10 protein-coding genes are annotated in these 12,641 nt (G+C 42.0%); 5 read left to right on the forward strand and 5 right to left on the reverse strand.

Going from position 1 to position 12,641, the window contains the following annotated elements; genetic code table 11:
* Positions 1–22: 22 nt before the first annotated feature.
* From BKK48_RS01505 to BKK48_RS01525, 5 genes are all read left to right on the forward strand, one after another.
* Positions 23–694 carry an ABC transporter ATP-binding protein gene (locus tag BKK48_RS01505; RefSeq protein ID WP_077426455.1) on the forward strand — a complete coding sequence of 224 codons (672 nt, stop codon included), beginning with the start codon at positions 23–25 and terminating at the stop codon, positions 692–694.
* Positions 684–1,166, forward strand: a complete 483-nt coding sequence (locus BKK48_RS01510; RefSeq protein ID WP_077426456.1) for a TlpA family protein disulfide reductase — start codon at positions 684–686, stop codon at positions 1,164–1,166. Before BKK48_RS01505 ends, BKK48_RS01510 begins: the two co-directional genes overlap by 11 nt.
* A gap of 17 nt (positions 1,167–1,183) precedes the next feature.
* Positions 1,184–1,501, forward strand: coding sequence for a c-type cytochrome (locus BKK48_RS01515; protein WP_077426457.1), 318 nt, complete (start codon positions 1,184–1,186; stop codon positions 1,499–1,501).
* Positions 1,502–1,604: 103 nt separating this feature from the next.
* The gene (locus BKK48_RS01520) at positions 1,605–2,219 is read left to right on the forward strand and encodes a lipoprotein HlpB (protein WP_077426458.1); all 615 of its coding nucleotides are present in this window, start codon (positions 1,605–1,607) and stop codon (positions 2,217–2,219) included.
* 380 nt (positions 2,220–2,599) lie between these two features.
* Complete coding sequence (locus BKK48_RS01525) at positions 2,600–7,570, forward strand: YadA-like family protein (RefSeq protein WP_077426459.1); 4,971 nt, start codon at positions 2,600–2,602, stop codon at positions 7,568–7,570.
* A 175-nt stretch (positions 7,571–7,745) separates the two neighbouring features.
* Here BKK48_RS01525 and BKK48_RS01530 read toward each other — a convergent pair whose 3' ends face one another.
* From BKK48_RS01530 to BKK48_RS01550, 5 genes are read right to left on the reverse strand one after another with little or no spacing between them, the layout of a single operon-like run.
* On the reverse strand, positions 7,746–8,849 hold the full coding sequence (locus BKK48_RS01530; RefSeq protein ID WP_077426460.1) for a lytic murein transglycosylase: 1,104 nt from the start codon (positions 8,847–8,849) through the stop codon (positions 7,746–7,748).
* 18 nt (positions 8,850–8,867) lie between these two features.
* Positions 8,868–9,671, reverse strand: a complete 804-nt coding sequence (locus BKK48_RS01535; RefSeq protein ID WP_077426461.1) for a glycosyltransferase family 2 protein — start codon at positions 9,669–9,671, stop codon at positions 8,868–8,870.
* An 11-nt stretch (positions 9,672–9,682) separates the two neighbouring features.
* Entirely contained in the window at positions 9,683–10,567 is an 885-nt protein-coding gene (locus tag BKK48_RS01540) for a glycosyltransferase family 2 protein (protein ID WP_077426462.1), read from the reverse strand.
* Complete coding sequence (locus BKK48_RS01545) at positions 10,560–11,759, reverse strand: hypothetical protein (protein ID WP_077426463.1); 1,200 nt, start codon at positions 11,757–11,759, stop codon at positions 10,560–10,562. Before BKK48_RS01545 ends, BKK48_RS01540 begins: the two co-directional genes overlap by 8 nt.
* On the reverse strand, positions 11,760–12,530 hold the full coding sequence (locus tag BKK48_RS01550; protein ID WP_077426464.1) for a glycosyltransferase family 25 protein: 771 nt from the start codon (positions 12,528–12,530) through the stop codon (positions 11,760–11,762).
* Between the last annotated feature and the right edge of the window lie 111 nt (positions 12,531–12,641).

Consider the following 12,641-nt stretch of genomic DNA (forward strand, 5'->3'; position numbering starts at 1 on the left):
CAGCCTAAAAAAAGAGAACAATATGACTCAATTTGTTATCGAAACAGAACATTTATACAAACGCTTTGGTCAGGTTACTGCCCTTGAAGATATCACAATTCAAATTAAGCAAGGGGAATTTGTTGCCATTATGGGTGCCTCCGGCTCGGGAAAAACCACCTTGATGAACATTCTCACCGGGTTAGATACCGCCAGCGAGGGAAAAGTAATCTTAGACGGGATTGATGCGGCACAATTAGATGAAGTGGGTCGTCAACGTTTTCGGGCAGAAAAAATCGGCCTGGTCTTCCAGCAATTCCATTTAATCCCCTATTTAACCGCCCTTGAAAATGTGATGCTCGCTCAGCATTACCACAGTGTGATTGATGAAGCTGCAGCCAAAGCCGTATTAGAACAAGTGGGATTAGGCCATCGTATCGATCACCGGCCAAGCCAACTTTCCGGTGGGGAACAACAGCGTGTTTGCATTGCTCGTGCCCTTGTCAATCAGCCCCCTGTCATTTTCGCTGATGAACCCACAGGGAATTTAGACGAAAAAAATGAGGCATTGATCTTAGATTTATTGCAACAATTAAACCGCCAAGGGAGAACCATTGTGATGGTGACCCATAATCCGGAACTGGGCGAACTCACTGATCGCACTATTTATCTTCAACACGGTAAGTTTTTACGGGAAGAACGAAATGAACATTAAATTTTTACTCAAATCACTCTGCTTAAGTGCGGTCATTTTCAGCACCGTTTCCTGCAAAGAAGAAAAAGCGACATTAGGTCATATGGCCCCAGAACTGGCCGCCTACGATTTGCAAGGTAAACCAGTGAATTTGAAAGATTGGCAAGGCACTCGATTACTCACCTTTTGGTCGGAAACCTGTGGTCATTGTATGGCGGAGCTAAAAACCTTTGAGCAACTCAATGACACTCATCCCAACCAAGTTCAGCTTATTGCCATCAATGTAGATGGTGAAAAGATGGACACCAACGCAGTGGTCGCCAAACACCAGCTCACCCAACCTGTGATTAAAGATCAAATGAACATCACCGCTGAACGATATCAACTGGTGGGAACCCCCACCTCTTTCATTATCGATGATAAAGGCTATATTCAAGCAAAATTTGAAGGTAAAATTCCGCAGCAAGAATTAGAGAAACTCTTTAACAAATAAATCATTAAGGATCCTCAATGAAAGCATTTTATTTATTTCTCGGTAGCCTGTTTGGGCTTTCTTTTTTGGCTCAAGCCGAAACCCTGCCAAACTCAGATTTCATCAAAGCAGAAAAGATTTACAAACGTTCCTGCGCCACTTGCCATGGAAAAAAAGGGGAAAAACCGGCAATGGGTGAATCAAAAATCATTCATCAGTTAAAAACAGAAGAAATTTCAACCGCACTTTTGGAACGTCAAAAGGGAAAACTTATCGGGGCGGGCAACCCGGCCAAGCAACGTTTAACGGAAGAGGAAATCAAAGCTTTATCCCAATTCATCCCCACATTACAATAAACTGCTTGAAATTTTTTTAAACTAATCTGAAAATACGCGGTCTTAGGGGAACTGAATTTTTACCCAACAGATCATATTTCATTATCAACTTAAAGGATTTTTTATGAACAAATTAACTAAAGTCACTGCCACTGCGCTATTTACATTATTTTTAACTGCCTGTGATAAACCGGCAAACAAATCTACAGATGCGACGAAACCTCAAACGACTCAACCAGCTGAAGCCCCTAAAGCCGCTGAAGCTGCTCCGACAGTAAATACTGAAGCTCAAGAAAAGGCAGATTATGAAAAATTACTTGCGTGGAATCAAGCACAAGGTGCAGTACAAGCGCAAAGCCAACAAAAGCTACAACAAGACTTAGCGGCAGCCATCGAAGCGAATGATGAAAACAAAGCTAAAGCAGCAGTAGAAGAATTTAATCAATCTGTTCAATCAAGCATTGCAAGCTTAGATGCTCTTGATGTGAAATCGGATTTAATCAACAATGCAAAAACCAAAACCAAAAATGTGTTAACCCTTGCAAGTCAATTATTGGTGGCGCAACTTAATACGAAAACCGAAGAAGCTCAAAAAGCTTATGAAAGTAAAGCGATGGAACTCCAAGCGGAGATGAAATCTTTAGCTGAACTTGGCGCACAAATCGAAGCGAAATTTAACCCGGCACCGGCTCAACCTGCCGCACCGAGTGCAGAACAACCAGCTCCTGCTGCTAAATAATTTCCTTATCCCATACGGCTAACTACCGTCAGATTATTCACAAACCTCTAGAGGAAAATCTAGAGGTTTGATCTATAAAGAGGATAAATCCTCAAACGAATACTCATCAAACCTATTGAATATCACCTTTACATTCTTATCTATTATGCCTTGAAATATAAGCCTTTCTCTTCTTTTTTCCCCTCTTTCTCATAGCTTATGTAAAGGATGTGTAAAGTTCTTGATTTACATCAAAATAGCTCATAAAATCCGCAACCGATTAAATTGGTACGACCACATCTTGCGTACCGGAATATGATGAGAATAAAGAAATTGCACACTTCTCGTGCAATATTTTTGGAGTATTTTTTAACTATACTATGTAACTTGAGGGAAATCTCATGAACAAAATTTTCAAAGTCATTTGGAATCAGGCAACACAAAATTTTGTTGTTGTTTCTGAATTAACAAAACGGAGAGGCAAACAATCCTCCTCCACCGATCAACGTCTTGCACCAAATAAACTTCTTGTCGCAATGGGAATGGCGGGTGCGTTATTAATGAGTGAATCTGCACTAGCGGCAACAGCAGCAGTGGCAGTGGCAGATGTTGCAGGAGGAACGGGCACAATCACGGCGGATCGAAACCCCGTTTATATTTCTACCGATCAGTGGGGAAGAGTCGCACTGGGTAACAACAGTAACGCACAGGGTTCAAACAGTCCGCTTGCTATTGGTGGAAACAGTAATTCAAACGGAGAGAGTGCCATTGCAATTGGTCGTGGCTCTAGCTCAACCGGCTCAAAATCAATCGCTTTAGGTCGTGATAGCTCAGCAAGCAATACTGAGAACATAGCTATTGGCTCCCGAAGCCGAACCGAAGGTGAATTATCAACCACAATAGGGGGTGGGGCAACTTCCACAGTGAAAAAAGCCGTGGTAATTGGTGCGGGTGCCAAGGGGATCCGTATTAAGGATGAAACTGACGATAAAGTCAAAAACCCTCATGTCGTGGTAATTGGTACCGATGCGATGGTGCGAAATGTTGAAAAAGAACAGTCTCGCGGAACTACTGTTATTGGTGGTAACGCTTTAGCCGGTTTCTTAACACCTGAAGATGGTTCTATTACAACAGAAAATAATTTAAATGATGCTGATTATGCAACAGCAACGGGCGCATTGGATCCGAACCGTTTGATGTATCGCGCAGGTATTAAAGATGCTGCGGGAAACCCAATTTCCGGTGTCGATGAGAAAGGAAACGTTATCTCCTTTACATCTAACGAAGCAACAGCAATTGGTTTTGATGCCCGTGCGATTGGCGACCAATCTATTGCTATCGGTGCACAAGTTATTTCCGGTCACGCCTCTGTTGCTATCGGGGGTAACGATATGGGTGCCGTTGCGACGACTGAAAATAAAGCAGTTTATAAAAATATCGTTGGCGAAGATTTAGCCGAAAATATACAAAAAATCGGTAGCGAAGAATTTTATGAAACCACCTATGCAAAAGATGGTTCCGTTGCAATCGGTCAAAAAGCCCATGCCAACGACTTATTTAGTACGGCTATCGGTACTGCGGCGTATGTTCAAGAAGGCTCGGAGCTCGGAACGGCTATCGGTACCGGTGCCCGTGTTGGTAGACAAAGCACACCGAGTGGTGCAACATTCGGTTCAACCTCAGCAAAATCAACCAAAGGTGGGGTGGCAATTGCGGCAGGTGCAGTGGCTGAGGGTGATTACACCACAGCAGTGGGTACTGGTGCCAATGCCTTGGAAAACAATGCTACAGCGGTAGGTTATAAAGCCCTTGCGAATGCTACCAATGCCTTGGCGTTTGGTGCAAATGCAAAATCTCAGGCAGAAAATGCAGTCGCAATGGGGAGCAATTCAAACGTAACCTCTACAGGTGAATCCTCCATCGCTTTCGGTACAGATACTACAGTATCAGGTAGTAAATCCGTTGCATTGGGTTCAAACATCCAATCATTAAGCACCAATGGTTCTGTTGTGTTAGGAGATTCTTCAACCGAAGTTGTAGGCACAAACGGCGCTTCACATAGTGTTGGAACCGTAACAAGTGCAACCGTCAGAACCTCAGAGGGTGGCACCTTTACTTACAGTGGTTTTGCCGGTCAGCCGGTAGATGCTGGTAAATATGTGTCTATTGGTGCGAAAAATGCAGAACGCCAATTAAAAAATGTGGCGGCCGGTCATATTGATGCTAATTCAACCGATGGAATTAACGGTTCACAACTTTATGCGGTGATGACACAAGCCGCCAATCCATTAACGTTTACCGCAAACAACAACAAGGCATCACGCGAAGTATTTAATGCAACAACGAATGCAAACGAGACAGTGTCTAATGTTGGTTTGGATCGTCAATTAGGTCAAACACTTAATATTATTGGTGCCCAAAGTGCGGTCAGTTTAACGCGTAATTCTGATGCGGCGGTTGACGGGGCGTATTCTGCGAAAAATATTCAAACTATCGTAGATAATAACGGTATTCAAATTCAAATGGCAGAGAACCCGGAGTTTAACAGTGCCACTATTGGTAAAGCAGGCAAAGTGGATGAAAACGGCAATCCGGTTGTTCAATCCTCAAACGGTAACTACTACCCTGCCGGTACACAGTTGGATGAAAATGGAAATCCGGTCGATCCGAGCGTTCAACCTATTGATCCAAACACGGTGAAAAATGATACGGCGGTGGCATTAACCTCAGATAAAGGGGTTTCTACAACCGATACAACATTAGAACCTCGTGATCCTAATGATCCTAGCACTAATGTTACGGTGAATAACCCACCAACCGCATTAAGTGTGAAAGATGCAAATGGCGATAACAGCCAAATTAACGGCATAGCTTCTGCATTAAGCACAAAAGAAGTGGCAACAAATAATCCTGCTAATGCCACAACCCCAGCAGGTAAAGATACCTTAGTGGATTTAACCCCACCAACTGATCCTGCAGATAAAGCAAAATGGGAATCAAGTGCGGTCACTGTTGGTGATATTGTTAATATGGGTTGGGTTGTTTCTGCTGAAGATAACAAATACACGGATACCGTGAAAAATGCCAACGAAGTGAAGTTTATTGGTAAAAACGGTATTACCGTCACAGGTGAAACCAAAGGTAATGTACGTGAAATTACTGTGGCAATAGAAGAAGGCGAGGTGATTAAACCGAACGAAGGAACTTACAACGGTAAACCTATTGTAGTTGTTGATGGTGATAAAGTTTATGACAAAGACGATATTGATCCGACAACCGGTAAACCGCTAGCAGGCAAAGACCCAATTAAGAATCCAAATAACCCGACTGAAAATTTATCACCTAGTGATAAGGGTGTTGTGAACAATGGTGACAAGTTTGTAACAGGTCATAAAGTGGCGCAAGCTATTCAAGAATCGGGCTTCATTGTAGGTAAAGAAACTGATACATCTAGCATCAACTTTAACAATAAGGATGAAAAAGTTAATCCAAATGACGAGCTTCGGTTTGCAGATGGCAAAGGCACAATTGTTAGCACAGGTACAGTGGAACAAATCGATCCAAACGGTGAAGTGGTGACCAAAACTGTGGTAAAAGTGGATGTGGATACGGGAACATCAACCGTTCAGGATGATGGTAAAGCCGCACCAATCAAATACACTGATGCAAATGGCAATCCGATTACTAAAAATGCGGATGGTACTTACACTGATGTAGACGGTAATACAATTACTAAAAATCCGGATGGTTCTTATGTTGATGGTTCGGGTAATCCTGTTACTGTAACAGAAGAAGATCAATCTAATAAAGTTGCCACGATTGGTGATATTACGAATACTATTAACAATGTATTCCATACGGTGAATACCACCAAAACAAACGAACAAATCACTTCTGCGGCAAATAACACTGGCGTAGCGGTGAAAGCAGGCGATACGCTTAACTTTGTGGCAGCGAAAAACCTCGAAATCAAACAAGATAACCACACCATTACTTATGGTTTATCAAGCGATATTGAGGTAAACAGTGTTAAAATTGGTAAACCAACTAAAGTCGATTCAAATGGCAACCCGGTTGTAGAAGGTAAAGATGGTAATTACTACCCTGCCGGTACAGAAATGGATCAGACAACGGGTAATCCTACCGATCCTAATGTTGCCCCGATTGACTCTGCAGATGTTAAAGATATCCCTGCGGTGAATATGACTTATACAACAGCAACAGTTGCTGACGGTAATATTGCACCGGCGGTTAATATGAACGGTGCAACATTGACGAATATCACGTCAAATTTACCGAACACCACCAGTGTGGAAAATGAGCCAACAAATAAGGCTCCAATCACTGCTCAAAATGCGGCTGATTTAGCTAAAAAATCCGGTAGCAATGCAGCAACATTAGGTGATGTATTGAATGCAGGTTGGAACTTACAAGAAAATGGTGCTGACCGTGACTTTGTAAAACCTTATGACACCGTGAACTTTGTCAATGGGACAGGTACTGTTGCGAATGTGACATCTGATGGTTCTGTAAGCAACGTCACTTACCATGTTGCCGTTGATGATAAAACCACAGAAATCACTTACACCAATAAAGCAGGTGATACGCTTTATAAACAGGCGGACGGCACTTATAACACGAAATCTGATGGTTCAGGCACAAGGGTTAATGCAGGGAATGTAACAGGTAGCCGTGTATCGGCGAAAACATCGCCAATCAGCGTTAATAATGCAACAGGTCAAGTTAATACACCGGTTAATCCAACGGCTCTTGCAACCGCAGGCGATGTGGCAAATGCAATAAACAACTCAGGCTTTACGCTCACAACAACAGCGTCTAAGGGTGAAGTTGCAGGCTCAAGCAATTATAGAGTGAACCCGGGTAAAACTGTGACAATTGATGCAGGTAAAAATATCCAAATCACTCAAAACAATGGCGTAATTTCTGTAGCAACCAAAGATGATGTTGAATTTAACAGTGTAAAAGCAGGCCCGGTTACCATTAATAACAAGGGTATTGATGCAGGTAATACGAAAATTACCAACGTGGCAAGAGGAACTGCGCCTAACGATGCGGTGAATGTTAGCCAGTTAAAAGAAGCCACCGGGGATATTAACAATAAGATCGACCGTAATACCAAAGATTTACGAGCAGGTCTTGCCGGTGCTCGTGCTGCAGCAGGTTTACCACAGGTTTATCTACCGGGTAAATCCATGGTAGCGGTATCTGCCGGGGCTTATCGTGATCAATCTGCGATCGCAGTGGGTTATTCCCGTGCTTCTGACAACGGTAAACTCATCTTGAAACTCCAAGGTGATACCAACAGCCGTGGTGAAGTCGGTGGTTCTGTGGGTGTCGGTTATCAATGGTAATGAACCCCAACACGAAATAACATTAACCAAAAGTGCGGTGAAATTTCACCGCACTTTTTTTGTAGAATAAGTATGTCATCTCTGTGATACAAACCCGATAGTAGCAACTGTGTTTGCTACATCATATTGATTAACAAAAAAACAGCGGTCAATTGACCGCTGCGCTTTATACTCTTTATAACCCTACTCTTTCCTTTATTCGATCGGCAAACATGCCGATACTCACCGCAAAATAATTAGATTTATTCCAATCTAAAATGGTGCGGAAATTATTGGAGACTAAAAATGCTCTGCCCACTTGTTTATCCGGTCGGACAAGCCAAAGATCTGCATGGGAAAGTGCGGTCAATTTTTCTTGCGCTTGCGCACTGCCCCCCAACGGCATTACCCCTTGTGCTTGCCACTCACGCAAAGAACGGGCTTTATGTTTCTCAATACCGGAAAGGGATAAATCAAGCGGTTGGTTCAAGGTTACTTCAATTCCCCACGGCAATTTATCGTCCCAACCAACAGTATGTAAATAGTTGGCGATAGAGGCAAAAGCATCGAATTGGTTTGTCCAAATATCTTTCACCCCATCGCCATTCCCATCAGCGGCATAATTTAAGAAAGCACTTGGCATAAATTGGGTTTGTCCCATGGCACCGGCCCAAGATCCCAACATTTTAGTGCGTTGAATATGATCACGATCCAGCATTTTCATCGCATTAACAAATTCTTTGCTAAACAAGGCTTCACGTCTGCCGTCAAAGGCGAGAGTGGCGAGAGCAGATAACACATCATAACGTCCTTGATAATGCCCGAAACTGCTTTCCATTCCCCATAACGCCAAGATATATTCTTGTTGAATACCATAACGTTGACTTGCCCGTTGCAAAGGCACTTGCACTTCCCAATAACGATCTTCTGCCACATTCACTTTATTATTGGTGAGCACTTTGTTGAGGTAATTGGTTGTACCATTTGGATTTAATACCCGCGGTTGGTTTGGATCACGTTTGACAATTCTGCCCGCCTGAGCCCGGTCTAATGCCACCGCTTTTTCTACATAACGGATATTATTTTGTGCATTCAAAGTGGCAATCGAAACCCCTTCTGCTGCCGCTTTGCCTTTTAAAAATTGCACATAATCATGGAAATTATCCAATGTGCGGGGTTTGGTATAGGTTGCATTCGCGCTAATTGTCGGAACCGTATTCGATGAGCTTTGGCTACTGCCTGCGCAACCTGCCAGTAAACAAGATAAAAGTGCGGTTGATAATAACGAGATTTTTTTCATTTGTTTTCCTTTTTAATATTATTTTCTTAAGAATTGATTATAGGCCGCTTTGAGCAATGAAGTCGGCAACAAACGGGAAGTCGAACGCAACATAAAAATCAACATTCCCGCCCCAAAACCTTGTATGCCCAAACGATATTTGAGTTTGAATAACCGCCATTCCGCTTTCGCCTGATTCAAACCACGACGACGTCCGACCATTCCGTTACCGACCCGGGCATAAACCAAAATATCCGGTAAATTTGCCACTGCTTGACCTTGTGCCACCAGTTTAATCCATAAATAATAATCTTCTTGCAGATCTTCATACCCTCCGCAATTTATCACCGCCGCTTTCTGGTAGGCCACCGTCATATGATTAAAAGGGCAACGTTTTTGGGTAAATTTCACAATATCTGCTGCTTCGGTCGGAACATAGCGATAAGCAACAATATCATTCACATTCTCACCAAACTCGGCAATTTGTCCGCCAAAAATAATGGTGTCAGGGTGCTGTTCAATAAATGCCAGCTGTTTGGCAAAACGTTCCGGCACACAAATATCATCCGTATCCATACGGAAAACCCAAGGGTGAGTACAATGTTTCAGCCCCTCATTTAAGGCATTTCCCAAGCCTCGATTTTGCGGTAATTTCACTAATTTTAACGGTAATTGGGTTGCAAACTCTGCCACCACCGCTTCTAATTCTTCGGTAACCGCACCGTCAAATACCAACACAATTTCGTCTGCCGGATGGGTTTGCGCCACGAGGCTTTCAAAACATTCGCGTAAAAATTGTGGATTTTCCTTAATATATAAAGACATTAAAACTGAAAATTTCATGATGCCTCTTTCTATGACATAAAGCGTTTCAAATTCAGTGCCAGTTTCGGTGAAATCAGCACCACTAGCGCTATCACAAGTTGTTTCATACTTTTGGTTTGTTTAAAAATATCAAAATAATAATATGCCGCTTTGCGTGATAAATTCATGATATGCGGATAAGCCAAAATATAGCTGGCATTAATATTAAAATTGCGAGCCTGCTGTGCGGTTTCCACATAATGTTCACGAATATAATCAATGGCTTTTTCCGTATTACGGGTATCCGTTGAAACACTGGAACGTTGGGTGTGGAAGGTGCAATAAGTCAAAGCGTCCTCTAATTTATAGGGTTTAAAACTCGGATCTTTAACTAATTTTAATAAAAAATCATAGTCTTCTAAGGAACGAAGTGCGGTGGATAATCCGCCTATTTTTAGAAAAAGATCTTTTTTCACTGCCACCATCGGCATACCACCAATTTTATTAGCCAATAAAATCCGTTCCACCGTAATTTCTTGCGGTGAAATCGGGTGGGTTACATAGCTGAAACCTTCATTTACCATTTCGCACTTTGCCGGGTGATAAATAAAATTGATATCAGGATATTGGTTAATCACCTCTGCCAATCGCTCGCATTTATTCTCGGCAAAGCGATCATCATCATCTAAAAATAGCAACCATGATGCTGTTGCCGCACGAGCACCAATATTTCGGCTTTCCGCCGCCCCTTGATTGGTTTCATTACGGATCACCTTAATCTTAAAAGGATAGGTATCATCCACCACCACCGGTTCTTTTGAGTGGTCATCCACAATCACCACTTCAAAATCTTCGTAGGTTTGCTGTGCTAAACTTGCCAACAAAGCAGGAATTTCCGATTTTCGATTGTAAGACGGCACAATAATACTAAACATATTTTCCCTCATTCTGTGCGAAGAAAATGCGTTGTTTGCCGTGCGTGCCAAATAATGACAAAAACATCAGCATCACAAACATAATCCCCGGAAACGCAAAGGTATCGGCTTTAATATGACAAGCGGTCAGGATCACAAAGGCAGAAAGAACAAATTTCCAGCTGCCATCAAACCAATTTAATGCCACTTTGCGGACAAAATAAAAGGTGACAAAAAAACAAACCAACATATACCCCATCCCACCATATAGAATTTGGCGTAAAAAGCCGGAGTCTGTATTGCCATAATAGCGCCCGGTTTCTAACTGCCCTGTCATATACAGACCATCCCCGCTGATAAACTGTTTTAAGGTTGGGATAAATAAATGATTTTTAACGAGGGTATCCGTAGAAGAACTCACAAAACCGGCGCCATGTAATAAATTAATCACCGGTTCTAAGGCATGACCCACATAAGGATTTTTCGGTATAAAATAAGCCAATCCCAACACTAGGAGCAAAAATGCCACCAATGAAGGCACATATCGCCATTTAAAATAGACCGCAATACTCACCACAGAAAGCAATAAAAAAGTTCTGCCGGAAATCAACCCGATACAAAGCATCAAAAAGAGCAAAACACTCGGTAGATTGTTATTTTTTGCGTTATAGGCCAATAAAAAGTGGAACAGCATTAAGTAAAATAAGCTCAGTTGAAAAAAGGCGGTAGCGGTGATGTTATACAAGCGATATTCTTGTTCCGAACCATAAAACCGTGCAGGTAAGATCGCATTGGTTGAAAGTAAAAATTCCACCAAAAAAGAAACACCAAACAAAGCCAACAGGCCGAATACAAACTGCACGCCCACCCCAATTTGCAAATCCCACACAAGCCGTTGTTGCCCGTTGGGTAGCCGATAAAAAGCGTTGTAAACCCCAATACCGAAAAGAAACAATATTAGTGATTTCACATACATGATGATCACAGAAAAATCCTTTGTGCCATTTATTAACAAGGGGACAGCACTCAATAAAATAAGCCCTAACAACACGGCTAAACTATCTATTGGCACCACAATCCCTTGTTTGTTTTGCTTTTTCATTATGCGATAAATTAACAGGGCAAAGGCAATCATCCCCACCACAACAGACATACGCACAACATGGAAAAACCAGGGATCGTAAAGATAGAAAAGATTAAAAAGTGCGGTCATTTATTTTCCTAAATTTTTCTGAATCGCCATCATTTTTTTCAGCGGATATTTCACCAATTTTTTCGCAAGATTATTGGCCTCAGCGCCTCGAATTGCCTCAAGATTACTCACTAATTGCGGATTTTCGATCACCATTAACGGGCGAACCACTTGGTTCGGCAAGCCAAATTGGGTTTCAAACAACCAAAAATCATCAGCAAGCCAAAAAGGTTTTCCTTGTTCAAATTGTTTTAAAAAAATACGGGCTGCAGATTTTTTAATTAAATACCCCACCGTACCGGCAAAATAGCTTTTATAAGGATAGGCATAAGCCACGCCTCCCGCTTGATGACATAAAAATGAAAAGGTTGTCGGATAATTAATTTCTAACTCAATATCATTAAATTGAGCGATTTTGGATTGCCCAATAAGCACAATCGGCATGGTATGAGGTTGGCTTAAAAGTGCGGTCAAATTCTGCTGAAAATTGGGAGCAAACAAGGCATCGTCTTCGCATACCAAGGCATAATCATCCTCGGCTACCGCCATATCTTCCACAATCAAACGATACACCGCAAGATGACTAAGCGTACAACCGATTTCACCTTTGGTAACTTTACGTCCGTAACGCTGCTCAAATTGTGCCAAATCAAACTGTTGAGCCAATTCGTCCCATTCCCGTTGCATGGTGTTAATAGCAGAGAAAACAGAAAAATCTGCGGTATCGGGTTGTGCGAAGAAAAGCACACGGCGCTGTTCATCTTTATCTAAGGAAATCAAATATTTATTCATTATTTTCTCGATTAAAATTCTATCGTCTATTTGATTGTTCAAATGGGAAATAGTTGCATAAAAGATTGCTGATTATACTAAAGAAATCTATAATTCCCCACCAATTTTAAG

Origin of the sequence: Rodentibacter heidelbergensis (assembly GCF_002000125.1) — a bacterium.
Classification (GTDB): Bacteria; Pseudomonadota; Gammaproteobacteria; order Enterobacterales; family Pasteurellaceae; genus Rodentibacter; species Rodentibacter heidelbergensis.